This is a genomic window from Barrientosiimonas endolithica (assembly GCF_030296655.1).
Lineage (GTDB): Bacteria > Actinomycetota > Actinomycetes > Actinomycetales > Dermatophilaceae > Barrientosiimonas > Barrientosiimonas humi.
The window spans coordinates 1,378,247-1,395,484 of record NZ_AP027735.1 but is presented as its reverse complement, the minus strand read 5'-3'; the positions used below and the strand labels follow the sequence as shown (position 1 = coordinate 1,395,484).

The window sequence follows — 17,238 nt, the reverse complement described above, 5'->3', positions numbered from 1 at the left end:
CCGTGCATGTCGTGATCATGGGCTGCGGCCGCGTCGGCTCCACCCTGGCGATGAACCTCGAGGACCAGGGGCACACGGTCGCCGTGATCGACCGTGACCCCGCTGCCTTCCGCCGCCTCGGCACCCGCTTCGAGGGGCGCCGGGTGCAGGGCGTCGGCTTCGACCGGGCCACCCTCGTCGAGGCCGGGGTGCAGGAGGCGTACGCCTTCGCCGCCGTCAGCAGCGGCGACAACTCCAACATCCTCTCGGCCCGGGTCGCGCGCGAGACGTTCGGCGTGCAGCACGTCGTCGCCCGCATCTACGACCCCGGCCGCGCCGAGATCTACCAGCGGCTCGGCATCCCCACCGTGGCGACCGTGCGCTGGACCGCCGACCAGGTGCTGCGCCGGCTGCTCCCCCAGGGCGCGGTCTCGGTGCACACCGACCCCAGCGGCAACGTCGTCGTGGCCGAGGTGCCGCTCGACACCGCCTGGGTCGGCACGCCGTACGCCCAGGTCGCCGCCGCGGGCGACGTCACCGTCGCCTACGTCACCCGGCTCGGCGCAGGGATGCTCCCGACGCCCGACATGGTCCACCAGGAGGAGACCTCGTGCACGTCATCACCACCGCCGACCGACTGCCGTCGGTGGAGCAGCTGTTCGCCGCTCCCCGCGCGAGGACGACTGATGCGCGTCGTCGTGGTGGGCGCCGGCAGCGTGGGCCGCTCGATCGCCCGGGAGCTGCTCTACAACGAGCACCAGGTGCTGCTCATCGACAACGACGCCGACGCGCGCACCGGCTCGGTGCCGAACGCGTCGTGGCTGCTCGCCGACGCCTGCGAGATCACCACGCTGCAGGAGGCGTCGGTGCAGCACAGCGACGTTGTCGTCTGCGCGACCGGTGACGACAAGGTCAACCTCGTCGTGTCGCTGCTGGCCAAGACCGAGTTTGGGGTGCCGCGCACGGTCGCCCGGGTCAACAACCCGCGCAACGAGTGGATGTTCGACGAGGGCTGGGGCGTCGACGTGGCCGTCTCGACCCCGCGCCTGATGACCGCCCTGGTCGAGGAGGCGGTCAGCGTCGGCGACCTGGTGCGGCTGTTCGAGTTCCAGCAGGGCCGGGCCACGATGACCGAGATCACCCTGCCGGCCGACAGCCCGTACGTCGGTCGCCGGGTCGCCGACCTGAGCCTGCCCGCGGAGGTGGTGCTCACCTGCATCATCCGCGACGAGAAGCCCATCGCGCCCGCCGCGGACGACTCGATCGAGGCGCTGGACGAGCTGCTGTTCATCACCACGCCGGAGGCCGAGATCGACCTGGCGTCGATGCTCACCGGGCGACGCCCGGAGGAGATCCGCACGGTCAGCCGCGAGGACGTGTGAGCCTCACGCGCTGAGCGCCACGGCGATGAGCCGCACTGCGGTGAGCCTCACTGCGGCGGCCGGCCGCCGGTCTTCAGCTCGTAGGTGGGGTTGAAGATCGTCGGCACGCCGCCCTTGACGCACACCCGGCCGCTGGCCTTGAGGTAGCGCCCCGGCTCGATGCCGGCGATGTGCCGGCGCCCCAGCCACACCAGGCGCATCGCCTGGCTGCCGTCGTCGAGGTCGACCACCAGCGCGGGCACCTGGTCGCTGCGCGGGCGCACGCTGACCGCGCGCACCTCGCCGCAGACCTGGGCGAGCTCGCGGTCGTGCACGTCGCAGATCGGGGTGCCGCCGAGCTGGGCGCTGGTCTCGCGCTTCTCCTCGGCCTCCAGCTGCTCGTCGGGCCGGGTGAGCCGGCCGAGCACCTTGCGCCAACCTGCCTCGTGCCGGGTGGGCATCGTCAACGCACCTCGGTGATCTCGGGCCCGCGCTCGAACGGCTTGAGGTCATCGACCGACCCGGGCTTGTCGTCGACCGGCTGCGCGTTGGCCTCGGCCTGCTGCAGCAGCTCCTGCGGGATGGTCAGCTCCAGCAGCTCGCGCGGCGCCCGCGCCTCGCTGCCGCGCACGACGATCGCCTGCCGCAGGAAGGTCATCAGCGGCTCGGCCGCGCTGTCCTCGACCGCGGCCCGGCCCGACAGCACGCCGCGCAGGAACCAGCGCGGTCCGTCGACGCCGACGAACCGGACGGGCGAATAGGTGGTGCGGCCGTCGTTGCCGCGCGCGGGCATCCGCGCGTGCAGCTCGATGCCGAGCGTGCCGAGCTTCTCCTCGGCGGTGCCGCCGTTCGCGATCAGGTTGTCGGCGATCTCGTCGCGGATGTCGTCCCAGACACCGCTGGACTTCGGCGCCGCGAACGCCTGCACCTGCACCGCCGACTCGCCCGACACCACGGTCACGCCGGTGATGGTCTGCCCGGCCTCGTCGACGTCGAGCCGCAGCTCGCTGCCGGCGAACGGGCTGAGCACCAGCGCGCCCAGGTCGAGCCGCTCGCCGAGGTCGTCGATCTCGGCGCGGTCGAACGGGCCCTCGGACCGGTCCAGGTCGTGCGGACGAGGCAACCGCTGACGTACGTCGTCCTCGCCGGCGTCGGCCGCGTCACCGTCGGTGGCACGCTCGTCGGTCGGGTCGGCCGCGCGCTCGGTGCCGGTGTCGTCGCTGCTGCCGGCCCCGTCGACGTCGTCGACCTCGGTGCCGGTCTCGTCGCTCTCGACGGCGTCGTCGACCTCGTCGACCTCGACCCGGTCGTCGTCACGCTTGTTGCGCCGGAAGATGCCCACGGGCTCAGTCCCCTGCTGCTGTCGTCGTCGTCCGTGACGGGTCCGTCACGGCGCTGCCGAAGCCACCACTGGCTCCGTGCCCAGTCTGGCCCCGAACGCTGTCCGGCAGCGAATCGGCCTCGACCAGCCGCACCTGCTCGACGCGCTGCACGACCAGCTGGGCGATGCGGTCGCCGCGCTCGACGGTGAACGTCTCGCGCGGGTCGAGGTTGACCAGGTTGACCTGGATCTCGCCGCGGTATCCGGCGTCGACGGTGCCCGGGCTGTTGAGGGTCGTGACGCCGTGCCGGGCCGCGAGCCCCGAGCGCGGGTGCACGAACGCCGCGAACCCCTCGGGCAGCGCGAGCGCGATGCCGGTGGGGACGAGCGCGCGGTGTCCCGGCTGCAGCACGACGCCCACCCGTGCGTGCAGGTCGAGGCCTGCGTCGCCCGGGTGGGCGTAGGTCGGCAGTGGCAGACCAGGGTCGAGCCGCTGCACCGGCACGGTGCAGGCGGGGTCAGCGCCCTGGGGTGTGCTCACCGGTCAGGCGGCGCACTCGGTGCAGACGGGGAGGCCGCCCTCTTCGCCGGCCAGCTGGCTGCGGTGGTGCACCAGGAAGCAGCGCGAGCAGGTGAACTCGTCGGCCTGGCGCGGCAGCACCCGCACCGACAGCTCCTCGCCCGACAGGTCGGCGCCCGGCAGCTCGAAGCCCTCGGCCTGCTCGGTCTCGTCGACGTCGACGCTGCTGGCGGTCTTGTCGACGCGCCGGGACTTCAGCTCCTCGATGGAGTCCTCGTTGAGGTCGTCGTCGGTCTTGCGCGGTGCGTCGTAGTCGGTCGCCATGCTCACTCCTCACAGATGCAGATGCCCAGTGCCGGGCTGCGTGGTGGTTCCGTGCGCCATGCGTCGAAGACCACGACCGCGTGCCAGGTTCGGCGGGGATTGTGCCTCATCCCGCTCGCCACCGCGACACCCGGGGTGATATCCGCCCGGTGCCTTCCCGAACGTCGGACAGGTGCCGGGCATTCCGTGACGCGGGACACACGGTCCGAAGGGGTGGGCGGTGCGCCGGTCGCCCCCTCCGAGGGGCCGCCCGAAGGCGTCTCCGCGACCGCCTCGGGGGTGGGTCAGGGGGTGTCGACGAGCGGGGCGAGCTGGTCGACGAGCGCCTGCGGGCCGGCCACGGTGAGCCGCGTCTGGGCCGGTTCGCCGCCGGGTCCGCGCAGCGCTCCCCCGGCCTCGGTGAGCACCAGCGCACCGGCGGCGAGGTCCCACGGGTTGAGCCCGGATTCGTAGTAGGCGTCCAGCCGCCCGGCCGCCACCCAGCACAGGTCGATCGCGGCGCTGCCCGCGCGCCGGATGTCGCGCACCTGCGGCAGCACGCGCGCGACGATCTCACCCTGCCGACGGCGTACGTCCGCGGCGTAGCCGAACCCGGTGCCCACCAGCGAGCGGCCGAGCGCGGTCTCGCCGCTCACCGACAGCGCCTCGACGTCGCCGGCGTCGGTGCGCAGGAACGCCCCGCTGCCCCGGTGGGCGTGGAACAGCTCGCCGAGCGAGGGGTGGTAGACCGCGCCGGCGACCGTCTCCCAGGCGCCCGGTGTCGTGGGGTCGCCGACGCAGGCGGCGACGGAGACGGCGTACTGCGGGATGTCGTACAGGTAGTTGACGGTGCCGTCGATCGGGTCCAGCACCCAGGTGATCCCGCTGGTGCCGGGCACGCTGTCGCCCTCCTCGCCGAGGATCGCGTCGTCGGGGCGCTCGGCGGCGAGGCGGTCGCGCAGCAGCTGCTCGCTGCGCTGGTCCATGACGGTGACGACGTCGGTCTCGCTCGACTTGGTCGCCGCGACGCCGAGACCGTGCGGGCGCTCGATCACCAGGCGCCCGGCCTCGATCGCGAGGTCGCGCGCCAGGCGCTCGAGGGTCGCGAGCGCCGCGGCCGACAGCTGCGGCCCCATCAGTCGCGACCGCACGCGGCCGGCAGCGCCGTGCGCAGGTTGGGGCAGCAGCCCGGCGCACAGATCGAGGGCATCGCCTCGCCCGGCCACGCCTGCAGCACCACCTGCTCGCCGCGCTCCTCGGCGGCGCGCTCCTGCAGCAGGTCGACCAGCCCGCTCACGAACTCGGGGTCGACGCCCACGGTCGGCACGCGCAGCATGTTCAGGCCGATCTCCTCGGCGGTCTGCGCGGCCTCGGTGTCGAGGTCGTACTTGACCTCCATGTGGTCGCTGACGAAGCCGATCGGGGCGACCACGACGTCGGTGATGCCCTGCTCGCGCAGCTGGCGCAGGTGGTCGTTGACGTCGGGCTCCAGCCACGGCTGGCTCGGCGGGCCGCTGCGCGAGCAGTAGACCAGCGCACCCTCGATCGACCGGTCCAGCGTGATGCCGACCTCGTCGAGAATCACGTGCGCCAGCTCGTCGTGCTGGTGCCAGTAGAGGTTGCCCTCGCCGTCGCCCGGGCCGGAGGTGTCGTCCATCGCGACCGGGATCGAGTGGGTCACGAACACCACGCGCAGCTTGGCGTCGTCGTCCTGCCCGATCTGGCGTACGCCCTCGGTCACCAGGCGGATGTTGGTGCGCGCGAAGCTGGGGTGGGTGGCGTACTGACGGACCTTCGCGACCTCCAGCTCGCGGCCCTCCTCGCGCAGCTCGTCCAGCGCCTCCGCGAGGTTCTCGCGGTACTGCCGGCAGGAGCTGTAGGAGGAGTAGGCGCTGGTCGTGACGACGAGCACCTTGCGGAAGCCCTGGTCGTGCGCCTCGCGCAGCGCGTCGACGAGGAACGGGTCGCTGTTGCGGTTGCCGATGAGCACGGGGGTCGCGATGCCGCGGCGGCGCAGCTCGTCGTGCAGCGCCTTGCGCAGCGCGCGGGTCTGCTCGTTGATCGGGCTGCGGCCGCCGAACAGGTAGTAGTGCTCGCCGACCTCCTCGAGCCGCTCGTCGGGGATGTCGCGGCCCGCGGTGACGCGGCGCAGGAAGGGCAGGACCTCCTCGGGGGCCTCGGGCCCGCCGAAGGACAGCACCAGCACCGCGTCGTACGGCGGCAGCTCCTCCTCCTCGGGGCCGGCCTGCGGATCGGTCTCGGGCTCGAGCACCTGCTCGTCGGGCGTCACCGACGAGGGGTCCACCGCACCGGGCACCGCCTTCTGGTCCTGCTGGCCGGCGGGGTCCGCGGGGTCGGCGATGGGAGAGCTGAGCTGGGGTTCTGACCGGCGTTCGCGCACAACTGAACGCTACTCGCGCGGCGTGCCCTGCGAGCGCCCAGGTGGTGCGGGTGGCATCCTGCGGGTGGCTGCGCGCCACGGGTGACGACAAGGGCCGTTCGGCCCTACGGGAGGACGAACGCGATGCAGGACCTGCGACTGGTCGGGATCCACGAGGACGGAGAGCACCTGCTGCTGTCCGACGAGGACGGTCAGCGCTTCCGGGTGCCCGTGGACGCCGCGCTGCGCGAGGCCGTACGCCGGGAGCGGCCGCGCGGTGACGGCTCGCCCGAGGGGGCCGAGCCCGAGCCGATGCGCCCCCGCGACGTGCAGAGCCTGATCCGGTCCGGCGCGAGCGTCGACGAGGTCGCCGAGCGCTCCGGGTGGGACGTCGAGAAGGTCCGCCGCTACGAGCCGCCGATCCGCGCCGAGCGTGACTACGTCGCCAGCCTGGCCCGCGCCGTCGAGCTGCGCGGCCGCGGCCACGGCGAGGTCGCCCCGACCCTCGGCACCCGCGTCATCCGGCGGCTCACCGAGCGCGGCGTCGACATGGAGCGCGTCTCCTGGGACGCCTGGAAGGACGACGAGACCAGCTGGCTGGTCGTCGCGCTGTTCCCGGCCGGCGGCCGCGAGCGGCGGGCCTCGTGGCGCTTCGCCCCGACCGACCGCACGCTGATCGCCGCCGACGACGAGGCCCGCTGGCTGGGTGAGGACGAGCAGGCCTCGGGCCCGCTCCCCGCGCCGGCCATCGCGCCGTCGGGGCGCAACAGCACGGTGTACGACGTCGAGGCCGAGGGTGGGGTCGCGGCCGCGGTGCGGGCGCGCCCGTCGGGCAAGGGCAAGGCTGGTCAGCCTGGTCAGGCAGAGCCGGGCCAGGGCGGCACGGACCGGCCGGATGCCGAGGGCGAGGCCCGGGGCGGGCAGCGCGCGTCCGGTGAGGACGCGGGCGAGGGTGACGAGGCGGTCGACCTGATGTCGGCCATGCGGCAGCGCGCCGCGACCCGCAAGCGCCGCCCGTCGCGCAAGCGCCCGGCGCCCACCGACACCCCGATCGCTCCTGAGGACATGCCTGAGCAGGCGCGTCCGGTCGAGCGGCTGCGGCTGGCCGACGCCCCCGAGCCGCCGCACGGTTCGCACGCGCGGCCCGAGGAGCTCGACGGCCCGCCCGAGGACGAGCTGGACCAGCGAGCAGGCGACGACGACACCGCAGAGCTGGACGTCGTGGACCGGACCGAGGAGCTCGAGGTCCCGGACCTGGTCGACGGGGCGGGCGATGACGCCGACGACGACACGGACGGGGCTGCGGACGGCGGCGACGACGTGGACGACCAGGAAGGCCCGCGGCACGACCCGGTGACCGGGACCGCCGACCTGTTCGACGACCTCGAGGCGGTCTCCGACAGCCGCGAGACCAAGCAGGCGGCCAAGCCGAAGCGGTCGCGGCGGCGGCGCGCGACCAAGCGCGCGGGCGAGCCGGAGGTCGAGCAGGCGACCTCGACCGACGACGACGCCGACGCTGACGAGCGGCCCGGCCGCGGATCCGGCGAGGCCAGCAGCGGGGACCCGGACGCAGCGACGTCGAAGGGGTCGACATCGGACGACGCGGCCGGGCAGGCGCGCGGCACGGACGAGGCGAAGGGCTCGTCCAAGGGAGCAGAGACCGCCGCGCGCGAGGCCGACGAGGGCCCGTCCGCCGCCGAGTCGGTGCCGCAGCGCTCCAGCGGTGCCCGCCGCGGCCGCCCCAGCGTGCCGAGCTGGGACGACATCATGTTCGGCTCCCGCCCCCGCACCGAGGAGTGACGCGCCCTGCAGATCGTGCGTTGACGTACGAAATGCAGCCGCCCGCCCCGGAAACCCGCGAGCCGGCCGCTCAGATCGTGCGTTGACGTACGAAATGCAGGCGGCGGGTCAGTGCTCGTCGCCGAAGCGGCTGCGCCAGCGGTCGCGGCGGTCGTCGGCGTCGGGGGCGCCGGAGCGGGGCGGGCGCGGCCACGACTCGTCGCGGCGCAGCGACTGGGTGGTCTCCTCGTCGGCGTACAGCCCCTCGCCGCCACCGCGGTCGTGGTCGGCGAACGCCGCGGTGCGATAGTCCCCGCGGTCGCGCGGCTGCGGCACCGGGCGGGTCGCGGGGCGGTCGTCGCCGGCACGCCACTCGTCGCGGTGCCCCCGCTCGTCGCGGCGACCGGGGCGATCGCCCCCACCCCGCCGTACGCCATACCGTCGTCCTCGTCGTACGCCAGCTCCTCCCCGGCCGGGCCCGCTCCCCCGACACCTCGCCGGCACGTCGGCGGCGGCCCACCCTGGGGCCGGGGATGTGGTGCCCGCTGTTCCAGATCACGACGGCGACGCTCCACAGCACGAGCAGCACGGCGGCGGTGGTCATGCCGAGCAGCGCCGTGGTCGGCAGCAGCACGCCGACGAGACCACCCAGCACCCACGACAGCTGCAGCAGCGTCTCGGAGCGGGCGAACACCGAGGTGCGGATGCGCTCGGCGACGGTGTCCTGGATCAGGGCGTCGAGGGCCAGCTTGCCCATCTGCTGCCCGATGCCGGCGACGAGCGCGAGCGCGACGGCGGTGTAGACGTTGAACCGCGCGGCCGTGACCACCGCGACGATGGCGTCGGCGAGCAACGTCGCGAGCACGATGACCTTGGGGGTGCTGGTGCGCACCAGGGCGCCGGTCATGGTGCCGATCGCGTTGCCGACACCGGCGGCGCCGATGACCAGCGCCAGCAGCAGCGTGCCCTTGTCCTCCCAGCCGGGGAACGGGTGCTCGCGCAGCAGGAACGCCAGGTAGATCGTGAGGAAGCCCGACAGCCAGCGCAGCCCGGCGTTGGCCCGCAGCGCGGTGACCAGCGAGCCGGAGATGCCGCGCCGCTGACCGCCCTCGGACTCATCGACCAGGTCGCGCATCGACGCCTGCTGCTCGCCCTGCGCGGAGTCGACGCGCGGCGAGAGCAGCACCGCGAGGATCGTGCCGATCACGAACAGCACGAAGCCGACCTTGAGCGCCCACTCGGCGCCGAGCTGGGCCGCGAGCCCGGCGAGCCCGCCGCCGATGCCGGCGCCCACGGTGCCCGCGAGCGACAGCCGGCCGTTGGCCTTGACCAGGGTCAGCTGGTCGGGCAGCAGCCGGGGCGTGGCCGAGGATCTGGTGACCAGGTAGGCCTTCGAGGCGACCAGCACCCCGAGCGCCGCGGGGAACTGCCAGGTCGACTGCTCGGTGATGCTTCCGGCGAGCACCCAGCACAGGAACGCCCGCAGCGCGAGCGTGGCGCCGATCGACCAGCGCCGGCCGTGCCGGAACCGGTCGAGCAACGGTCCGATCAGCGGGGCGACGATCGCGAACGGCAGCATCGTCAGCAGCAGGAACAGCAGCACCTGGCTCTTGGCCTGGCCCTGCGGCACCTGGAAGAACAGCGTCCCGGCCAGACCCACCATCACCGCGGTGTCACCGGCCGAGCTGAACGCGTGCACCTGGATCAGCCGGTGCAGCCCGGTCTCGCCGGCGCCCTGGGCCTCGCTCGCGCGGCGCGCCATGCGCACGGTGCCCTTGCCGGCCCGCGCCGTCACCCGGCCGACGGCCTTGCCGCCGCGCAGCAGCCCGCGCCCGGCCGCGGCGGCGGTCTCGCGCCGTGGGTGCGCCGCGGGAGGTGCGGCGTCGTGATCGGCCGACCCCCGACGTACGCCGTCGCCGGGCCGCCCCTCGCCCGGCATCGGCCGGGTCGTGTCGGGCCGGCGCGCCTGCGGCGCGGTGGGGTCGCGCCGGTCGTGCGGGTCGCGGCGCCCGGGGGCGGGGCGGGGGTGCGGGCGGTCACGCGATCGCTCCCCTGGTCCATGCGCGCATTATCCAACCTGGGAGCCGGCGTGGGGCTCATCCACGCGGGCGACGGCGGCGCCCACCGGGCAGATCGGGTCGATACCGACCCGGAACGACACACCTGCGCCCTCCCCACCGGGCAGATCGGGTCGATATCGACCCGCGGGGCGAGCGACCGTGCTCAGCTCGAGGCGCCGGGCAGCGGGCACAGGTCGAGGTCGAAGGGCAGGACGTCGGGGTCGCCGGCGTGCGCCCGCGCGGCGTGCGAGGTCATCCGGCGCATGTAGTGGCGGCGGCAGAGCACCTCGTACTCGACCGTGCCGACGGGCACGTCGCCGTCGTCGCCGTCGCCCGTGTCGCCGACGACGACCTGCTCGCCCTCGACGACCATGTGCCCGTCGACGACGCGCGCGTTGTGGGTGGCGCGGCGGCCGCACCAGCACAGCGCCTCGACCTGCGGCACCTGGGTGCGGTCGGCGAGCTCGATGAGCCGGCGCGACCCGGGGAACAGCTGGGTGCGGAAGTCGGCGGTGATGCCGAAGGCGTAGACGTCGATGCCGAGCTCGTCGACGATGCTCGCGAGCTGCTCGATCTGGGCGGGCGTGTAGAACTGCGCCTCGTCGCAGATCAGGTAGTGGATGCTGCGGCCGTGGGTCATCTGGTCGACCACGAGGTCCCACAGGTCGAGGTCGTCGCGCACCTCGAGCGCGTCGCGCGAGAGCCCCAGCCGCGAGGACAGCACCGCCTCGCCGGCCCGGTCGAGCTTGGTCATCACCAGCCCGGAGCGACCGCGGGCGCGGTGGTTGTGGTCCATCTGCAGCGCCAGGGTGGACTTGCCGCAGTCCATCGTCCCGGAGAAGAACACCAGCTCAGCCACGGGCAGCCACCCTAGATCGCGCTCACGCGGGGCGCGCGGCCGGCAGGTGCAGCATCGGCACGGTGAGCTCGGCCTCGGTGAGCGAGCCGTGCTGCCCGACCAGGCTCAGCAGCGGCTCGCGCATCACCCGGCTGTCGACGACGGCGTGCGCGGCGTGGAAGGCGACCAGCACCTCGCCGATGCGCGGCAGCACCCGCTCGGCCACCGCACCGAACCACCCGTCGGCCACGGCCTGCTCGCGGGTGCGCACCCACGCCAGGTCGCCGAACCGGGCGGCCCAGGTGTGGCGTACGTCGTCGGCGGCTCCGGGGAGGCAGTACAGCTGGGCGGCGCGCGGGTCTCCCCGACGACCTCGACCCCGGCCGCCAGCTCGAGGTCGTGGGCCACGTCGACCCGGGCGTCGAGCGGCACGTCGACCATGCCGTGGTCGGCGACGACGGTGAGCGAGCAGTCGGGCGGCAGCGACCCGTGCAGCCGGCGCAGCTCGGCGTCGACGCGCTCCAGCTCGGCGCCCCACGCGGGCGAGGCGACCCCGAGCTCGTGCCCGACGCGGTCGACCTCGCCCCAGTAGACGTAGACCAGCGCGCGGCGGTCGGCGCGCACCGCGGCCAGGGCGGCGTCGACCCGCTCGGGCAGGTCGTCGGCGGCGGCGAACGTGGCCCCGCGCAGCGCGGCGCGGGTGAGGCCGGAGCCGTCGAAGTACGCCGGACCCACCATGGTGGTCGCGACGCCACCGCGCGTGGCTCGCTGCAACCAGGTGTCGTCGGGCTGCCAGCGCTCGGGTCGCGGACCGTCCTCCCAGGACAGCTCGTTGAACAGCCGCCCGGTGTCGGGGTCGCGCACCTGGTAACCGGTGAGGCCGTGCGCGCCCGGCGGCAGGCCGGTGCCGAACGAGCCCATGCTCGTCGCGGTGGTCGCCGGGAAGCCGGCGGTCAGCGGGGTGGCCTCTCCGAGCAGCGAGCGCAGGAACGGCGCGTGGCCGCGGCGCTGCTCGAGCAGGGACAGTCCGAGGCCGTCGACGAGCACGACGACGGCTCGGCGGGCGGGCGGCAGCGGCGCGGCGCCGGCGGCGGCGAGGACGTCGGCCGCGGCGCCCTTCGGTCGCACACCGAGCGAGCCCACGACCCGGGGCAGGACCCCGGCCAGGCCGCCACTGTCGTACCGCGGGAGCAGCGGGGTGGGTGCGTCGGTCACCGGATCAGCGGTGGCCGACCGCGCCGGACAGGGCGGCGGAGAAGGCGTGGGCCTGGCGCAGCACGTGCTCGCCCTCGGCGTCGGCGCTGACCCGCAGCGCGATGTCGTCGCTGGTGATGGTGCCCTCGAAGCCGTGGTCGGCCTCGCACTGCGGGTCGGCGCAGGCGGCCGGCAGCAGGTCGACGCGCGAGACCGTGCCCCAGCCGATGGTCAGGGTGAGCTCGCGCCCGAGGCTGCCGCTGGTGTAGCGGTCGGGGTCGGCGACGACGTGGGTCAGCATCACGCCGCGCACCAGGCTGAGCGGGACGGTCTCGGTGGTCGCGGTGGCGACCGAGCCGGCGCCGCCGGCCGCAGAGCCGCCCGCGCCCGGCTCGGCCGCATGGTCGTCGGCGTGGGCGATGACCAGCCGGGTGGCGGTGAGCGCCAGCACCGTGATGTGCCGGCGCACCGCGGCGTCGTGGTCGAGCGTCGTCTCCTGGTGGACCAGGTGCGCCTCCACGGCCTCGCCCGCGAGCGCGGCGGCGACGACGTCGCTGACGAGCGCGGGGTAGTACCCCGCCTGCTGGATCTCCTCGAGCAGGTCGGCGGGCAGCGACTCGCTGGTCACGGGTGGTGTCGACGGCATGGGCGGCATTGTGGCACTGACCTAGGTCAGCGACCGGCGTCCCGTGTCGGCCCGGCGCTCGGGCGGGGCGATGCTCACGCTGGCGCCGAGCACCTCGAGCCCGTCGCGGTGGCAGTTGACGGGGTTGAGCTCCAGGTCGACCACCTGGGGCAGCTGGTCGGCCAGCACCGACACCCGGGCGACGAGGTCTTCGAGCGCGGCGCGGTCGACGGGAGCCGCGCCGCGGTGGCCGTTGAGCAGCGGCGCCGCCTTGACCGAGCCGATCAGGTCGCGCACGTCGACGGTGCTCAGCGGCGGGATGCGATAGCCGATGTCGTCGAGCAGCTCGGTGGGCGCTCCCCGAGGCTGAACCGCACCACCGGGCCGAACAGCGGGTCCTCGCTGGTGCCGAGGACGCAGGCGATGCCGGGCGTGGCCATGCGCTGCACGACGAACCGGTTGGCGTGCAGCGGGGCGAGCCGCGCGTCGAGCGCGGCGAAGGCCTCGCGCACGCTGGCGTCGCTGCCGAGGTCGGCGCGCACCGCGGTGACCGGCTGGTGGCGCACCAGCGGCGACACCGACTTCAGCACCACGGGGTAGCCGAGCTCGCGCGCCGCGGCGACCGCCTCGTCGGGGTCGGCGACGGCGCGCACCGGCCACAGCGAGATGCCGTAGCACCCGAGCAGCGCGTCCAGCTCGTCGCCGCGCAGCCGGCGCCCCTGCGGCGACTCCTCCAGCACACCGCGCACGATCTCCTCGGCGCGCGAGCGGTCGATGCCCTCGGGCGCGACGAGGTGGCCGCGGTCGCGCTGGCGCCACTCGCCGTAGCGGGTCGCGGCGGCCAGCGCGCGCACGGCGTCCTCGGGCATGGAGTACGACGGCACGGTCTGCTCGACACCGTCCGGGGTGAGCGCGGAGAGGGCGTCGGGGACGCCGTGGATGCCGAGGAAGGTCGACACGCAGGGCTTGCGGTGCTGGGCGCTGGTGCGGGCCAGCACCCGGGCGACCTCGAGCCCGTCGGTGGCCAGCGGCGGGATGAAGCAGGCGATGACGCTGTCGACGTCGGGGTCCTCGAACGCGGCGGTCAGCGCGTCCTCGAACTCCGCCGCCGACGCCTCGGGCTGCAGCGACACCGGGCCGTGCGTCACGTCGAGGCCGCGGCTGGCCGCGGCGTCGGCCGCGAGCACCCCGAGCGCGTCGGCGTTGCCGACCACGGCCACCCGGTCACCGGCCGGCAGCGGCTGGTTGACGACGAGCTGGGCGACGTCGAACATCTGGTGCGCGCTGTCGACCCGGATCACACCGGCCTGGCGCAGCATCGAGCGGAACGCCTGCGGCCGCGCCTTGGTGTTGCGCACCCGGTGGCCGCGCGGCGTGCCGAACGCGGTGAGGTCGGACTTCACCACGATCACCGGCTTGCGGGCGGCCAGCCGGCGGGCGATGCGGGAGAACTTGCGCGGGTTGCCCATCGACTCCAGGTAGAGCCCGACGGCGTTGGTGCGCTCGTCGTCGAACCAGTGCTGCATCAGGTCGTTGCCGCTGACGTCGACCCGGTTGCCGGCCGAGACGAACGCCGACAGCCCGAGCCGGCGGTTGCCGAGCAGCTCCAGGATCGCGATGCCGAGCGCGCCGCTCTGCGCGAACAGCCCGAGCGAGCCCGGGCCCGGCATGCCCGGCGCGAGCGAGGCGTTGAGCGACACCTCGGGCGCGGTGTTGATCACCCCGAAGCTGTTGGGCCCGACGACCCGCATCCCGTGCGTGCGCGCGACGCGCAGCAGCCGGGTCTGCAGGCGCACGCCCTCGGGCCCGGCCTCGGCGAACCCGGCCGACACCACGAGCAGGCTCTTGACCCCGCGCGCCGCGCACCGGCGTACGACATCGAGGACCGAGTCGGCCGGGACCGCCAGGACCGCGAGGTCGACCGGGCCGGGCAGGTCGGCGAGGCTGGCGTAGGTCGGGTGGCCGTCGATCTCCTCGCCCTCGCGGCTGATGCCGTAGACGTCACCGGTGAAGCCGGAGTCCCGCAGGTTGCGCAGCACGGTGCGGCCCACCGAGGGGTCGCGGGTGCTCACCCCGATCACCGCCACCGACTGCGGCGACAGCAGCGCCTTGACGCTCACCGACTCCGCGCGCTGCTCGCGGTCGGCGCGCACCTGCTCGCTCTGCTCGGTGGGCCGGATGTCGAAGCGCAGCGCCACGACGCCGTCGTCGAACCGGTGCTTGACCTCGTAACCCGCGTCGCGGAAGACCGACAGCATCTTGCGGTTCTGCGGGAGCACGTCGGCGACGAAGCGCTCGACGCCGGCCTCCTGCCCGATGGCCGCCAGGTGCTCCAGCAGCACCGACCCGATGCCGCGGCCCTGGAAGGCGTCGGACACGTTGAAGGCGACCTCGGCGGTGCCGTCGGTGGGGCCGCCGAGCCGGTCGTAGCGGGCGATGCCGACCAGGGCGTCGCCGATGAACATGACCAGCGCGACCCGCTGGCGGTAGTCGACGTGGGTGAAGCGCTTGGCGTCACGGTCGCTCAGCTCGCGCAGCGGCGCGAAGAAGCGCAGATAGATCGACTCCTCCGACTGCGACCCGTGGAAGCGCTGCAGCGCCTCGGTGTCGGCGGGCGTGATCGGGCGGACCTGGGCGACGCTGCCGTCGCGCAGCACCACGTCGGCCTCCCACGCGCTGGGGTATCCCGCAGGGAGCTGCGCCTCGGCCTCACTCATGCGCTCAGCATGTCAGGCAGCCCTGACGCCAGCCTGGACATCGGGGCCCGACATCGGGGGCCGACATCGGGCGTCGCCATCGGGTGCCTGACACCGCGTGCCCGGCACCGGCCGGGTGCGCCCCGCTCAGGTCGTGGGCGACGCGGGGCTCGCAGAGGGCGAGGTGGGCGAGCCCGACGGGGACGACGGCTCCCCCGAGGTCGGCGGTGGGGAGGAGCTCGGCGGCGGGTTGACCGGCTTGGTCGGGTCGACCAGCTGCCAGGTGGCGCCCAGGTCGGCCGAGCGCCAGACGCTCGTGCCGGAGCGGGTGATGGCGTACAGCTCCTGGCCGCCGGGGCTCGCGACCCAGTCGAAGCCCTGCGGCGGCGGCTGCGGCTGGTCGACCGGGCGCCAGGTCTTGCCGCCGTCGTCGGTGACCTGCAGCAGCCGCGACAGGTCGGTGACCCGGGTCGGGGCCGACACCTGCCGCGGCCCCCGGTCGCGACGGCCAGGTGCTGGGCGTCGCTCGCGGCCAGGGTCAGCCGCCCGACGCGCGGGAGCACGACCGGGGTCGTGGTGGCCGGGCGCCAGGTCTTGCCGCGGTCGTCGCTGCGCATCAGCCGGTACTCCGCCTGGTCGCCGCGCAGGTCGCCGCCGCACAGCGCGAACAGGGTGCCGGCGCCGTTCGTGGACGCGGTCAGCGACTGCAGCGGGTTGGTGCCGCAGCCGTCGCGCGCGGTCATCGGCACCAGCTGGTTCTCCTCCAGGCGCCACGGGGAGCCGACGTTGCCGGCGTCGACGCGGTAGGGCTGCACGTAGACCGCTCCGTCGCGCACCACCACCTGCGCGTCGTCGACCGGGGTGTCGAGGTCACGCACGGCGACCGGCTGCTGCACCGCACCGGCCTGCACGGTGGTGCGCGAGAGCATCAACGGCCCCGAGCAGCGGCCCTGGGAGCAGCCGTCGGCGCTCAGCACGAGCACGTCGCCGCGGAAGATCTCGACGTCGAGCACGGTCTGACCGGGGTGGGCGTAGCGGGTGAACGAGCGGCCCGCGTCGCGGGTCATCCACAGGTCGCCGCCGAAGGCGTACCCGATCTTCGGCGTGGCGAACCGGACCTCGCTGACGGCCCGCGGCGGCTGGATGCGGGGCACCTCGTCGCTGGTGACGCTGGCGGTGTCGGTGCGCTGGAAGCGGTGCACGGCGGTCCAGGTCGAGCCGTTGTCGGTGCTGCGCACGACCGTCGGGCACACCTCCTCGTCGGCGCCGCACGGCGCGGCACCCATGGCGAAGACCGTGCCGCTGCCCGCGTTGCTCATCGACCACGGCACGAACGACGCCGGCACCTCGATCGGCGCCTGCGCCGGGGAGGTGTCGCGCGGGTCGCCGCTGGCCTCGACCGGAGCGTTGTTGGTCGCGGCCTCGACCTCGCGGCCGGGGTCGACCGACCCCTCGCCGAACGGCGCCTGCTGGGTCGACCAGAACAGCACCACGGCCGCGAGCGCGCCCAGCGCCCCCATGAACAGGGCGAACCAGGGGCGCCCGCCGCGGGTCGACTGGTGGACGATCTGCTCCCACCGGTCCTCCCCCGCCTCGGCCGGGTGCACCGCCGCGCGCTCGGCGGCGAAGAATTCCTCGACCGGGCGCGGGTCACGGCTGTCGCGCTCGCTCACGGCACCTCCGCCAGCGCGTCGGCGAGCAGCCGCCCGGCGTCGCTCAGCTCGCGCTCGACCGCGCTCGCCGACCGGCCGGTGGCCGCCGCGATGCGCTCGACCGGCAGCCCGGCGTAGAAGTGCAGCAGCGCGGTCTGCTGGCAGCGGTCGGGCAGCTGCTGCACGACCCGTTGCAGCGCCGGTCGCTCCCCACTGAGCTCGGGGTCCTGCGGCGAGCCGGCCGCGGTGGCGGGCGCGCGGCGCAGCGGCGGCCGCACCGGTCTGCTGTCCGGCTCACCACGCCAGTGGTCACGCACGAGCCCGGCGACACAGGCGTACAGCCAGTCGTGGGGGGCGTCGAGCCGGCCCCGCCCGCGCCCACGCAGCAGCTGCGCGAACGCCTCGGTCACCAGGTCGTGGGCGACGTCGGGGTCACCGACCAGCCGGGTGGTCCATCCCACGAGCGGGCCGTACGTCGCGTCGAAGGTCTCGCGCACGTCTGCCACTCGGGCAGTATGCCGACGCCACCT

Annotated in this window: 14 protein-coding genes and 2 pseudogenes; 3 read left to right on the top strand and 13 right to left on the bottom strand. The window is 74.5% G+C overall.

The genetic code is table 11. From position 1 onward, the window contains the following. Window positions 1-2: 2 nt before the first annotated feature. Both QUE40_RS07080 and QUE40_RS07075 read left to right on the top strand, forming a co-directional pair. Window positions 3-649, top strand: a pseudogene (locus tag QUE40_RS07080) (potassium channel family protein); the annotation flags it as partial. Between the two features lie 16 nt (window positions 650-665). After that, on the top strand, window positions 666-1,361 hold the full coding sequence (locus QUE40_RS07075) for a potassium channel family protein (RefSeq protein WP_142005052.1): 696 nt from the start codon (window positions 666-668) through the stop codon (window positions 1,359-1,361). 47 nt (window positions 1,362-1,408) lie between these two features. Here QUE40_RS07075 and QUE40_RS07070 read toward each other — a convergent pair whose 3' ends face one another. From QUE40_RS07070 to QUE40_RS07045, 6 genes are all read right to left on the bottom strand, one after another. Beyond that, window positions 1,409-1,801 (bottom strand): OB-fold nucleic acid binding domain-containing protein, encoded by a 393-nt coding sequence (locus QUE40_RS07070; protein WP_236022287.1) that lies wholly within the window; start codon window positions 1,799-1,801, stop codon window positions 1,409-1,411. 2 nt (window positions 1,802-1,803) lie between these two features. Next, window positions 1,804-2,682, bottom strand: coding sequence for a DUF3710 domain-containing protein (locus QUE40_RS07065; RefSeq protein WP_289232718.1), 879 nt, complete (start codon window positions 2,680-2,682; stop codon window positions 1,804-1,806). Between the two features lie 4 nt (window positions 2,683-2,686). Further along, on the bottom strand, window positions 2,687-3,202 hold the full coding sequence (gene dut / locus QUE40_RS07060; RefSeq protein ID WP_142005050.1) for a dUTP diphosphatase: 516 nt from the start codon (window positions 3,200-3,202) through the stop codon (window positions 2,687-2,689). Between the two features lie 3 nt (window positions 3,203-3,205). After that, window positions 3,206-3,505, bottom strand: a complete 300-nt coding sequence (locus QUE40_RS07055; protein ID WP_142005049.1) for a DUF4193 domain-containing protein — start codon at window positions 3,503-3,505, stop codon at window positions 3,206-3,208. Between the two features lie 284 nt (window positions 3,506-3,789). Further along, the gene (locus QUE40_RS07050; RefSeq protein ID WP_289232717.1) at window positions 3,790-4,620 is read right to left on the bottom strand and encodes an inositol monophosphatase family protein; all 831 of its coding nucleotides are present in this window, start codon (window positions 4,618-4,620) and stop codon (window positions 3,790-3,792) included. Beyond that, window positions 4,620-5,885, bottom strand: coding sequence for a ferrochelatase (locus tag QUE40_RS07045; RefSeq protein WP_338070554.1), 1,266 nt, complete (start codon window positions 5,883-5,885; stop codon window positions 4,620-4,622). The genes QUE40_RS07050 and QUE40_RS07045 overlap by 1 nt, the downstream gene beginning before the upstream one ends. 123 nt (window positions 5,886-6,008) lie before the next feature. On the opposite strand from QUE40_RS07045, the gene sepH reads away from it, so the two are divergent. Then, on the top strand, window positions 6,009-7,664 hold the full coding sequence (gene sepH, locus QUE40_RS07040; protein ID WP_289232716.1) for a septation protein SepH: 1,656 nt from the start codon (window positions 6,009-6,011) through the stop codon (window positions 7,662-7,664). A gap of 70 nt (window positions 7,665-7,734) precedes the next feature. Here sepH and QUE40_RS07035 read toward each other — a convergent pair whose 3' ends face one another. From QUE40_RS07035 to QUE40_RS07005, 7 genes and pseudogenes are all read right to left on the bottom strand, one after another. After that, entirely contained in the window at window positions 7,735-9,582 is a 1,848-nt protein-coding gene (locus tag QUE40_RS07035) for an MFS transporter (RefSeq protein WP_289232715.1), read from the bottom strand. Between the two features lie 284 nt (window positions 9,583-9,866). Next, window positions 9,867-10,562 (bottom strand): thymidine kinase, encoded by a 696-nt coding sequence (locus tag QUE40_RS07030; RefSeq protein ID WP_142005046.1) that lies wholly within the window; start codon window positions 10,560-10,562, stop codon window positions 9,867-9,869. A gap of 123 nt (window positions 10,563-10,685) precedes the next feature. Beyond that, window positions 10,686-11,756, bottom strand: coding sequence for an alkaline phosphatase family protein (locus tag QUE40_RS07025; RefSeq protein ID WP_289232714.1), 1,071 nt, complete (start codon window positions 11,754-11,756; stop codon window positions 10,686-10,688). A 4-nt stretch (window positions 11,757-11,760) separates the two neighbouring features. Next, window positions 11,761-12,381 carry a DUF5998 family protein gene (locus QUE40_RS07020; protein ID WP_236022285.1) on the bottom strand — a complete coding sequence of 207 codons (621 nt, stop codon included), beginning with the start codon at window positions 12,379-12,381 and terminating at the stop codon, window positions 11,761-11,763. A gap of 21 nt (window positions 12,382-12,402) precedes the next feature. Further along, a pseudogene (locus tag QUE40_RS07015) lies at window positions 12,403-15,077 on the bottom strand (bifunctional acetate--CoA ligase family protein/GNAT family N-acetyltransferase). Continuing rightward, window positions 15,074-16,729 (bottom strand): WD40/YVTN/BNR-like repeat-containing protein, encoded by a 1,656-nt coding sequence (locus QUE40_RS07010; protein ID WP_289232713.1) that lies wholly within the window; start codon window positions 16,727-16,729, stop codon window positions 15,074-15,076. The pseudogene QUE40_RS07015 and the gene QUE40_RS07010 overlap by 4 nt, the downstream one beginning before the upstream one ends. Beyond that, the gene (locus QUE40_RS07005; protein WP_289232712.1) at window positions 16,726-17,214 is read right to left on the bottom strand and encodes an RNA polymerase sigma factor; all 489 of its coding nucleotides are present in this window, start codon (window positions 17,212-17,214) and stop codon (window positions 16,726-16,728) included. Before QUE40_RS07005 ends, QUE40_RS07010 begins: the two co-directional genes overlap by 4 nt. Window positions 17,215-17,238 lie beyond the last annotated feature (24 nt).

What these genes read in the sequence shown, in the direction of transcription:
- QUE40_RS07035 (WP_289232715.1), bottom strand. Translation starts at nt 9,582, where the DNA reads ATGCCGGGCGAGGGGCGGCCCGGCGACGGCGTACGTCGGGGGTCGGCC.
- sepH (WP_289232716.1), top strand. Translation starts at nt 6,009, where the DNA reads ATGCAGGACCTGCGACTGGTCGGGATCCACGAGGACGGAGAGCACCTG.
- QUE40_RS07020 (WP_236022285.1), bottom strand. Translation starts at nt 12,381, where the DNA reads ATGCCGTCGACACCACCCGTGACCAGCGAGTCGCTGCCCGCCGACCTG.
- QUE40_RS07055 (WP_142005049.1), bottom strand. Translation starts at nt 3,505, where the DNA reads ATGGCGACCGACTACGACGCACCGCGCAAGACCGACGACGACCTCAAC.
- QUE40_RS07075 (WP_142005052.1), top strand. Translation starts at nt 666, where the DNA reads ATGCGCGTCGTCGTGGTGGGCGCCGGCAGCGTGGGCCGCTCGATCGCC.
- QUE40_RS07070 (WP_236022287.1), bottom strand. Translation starts at nt 1,801, where the DNA reads ATGCCCACCCGGCACGAGGCAGGTTGGCGCAAGGTGCTCGGCCGGCTC.
- QUE40_RS07050 (WP_289232717.1), bottom strand. Translation starts at nt 4,620, where the DNA reads ATGGGGCCGCAGCTGTCGGCCGCGGCGCTCGCGACCCTCGAGCGCCTG.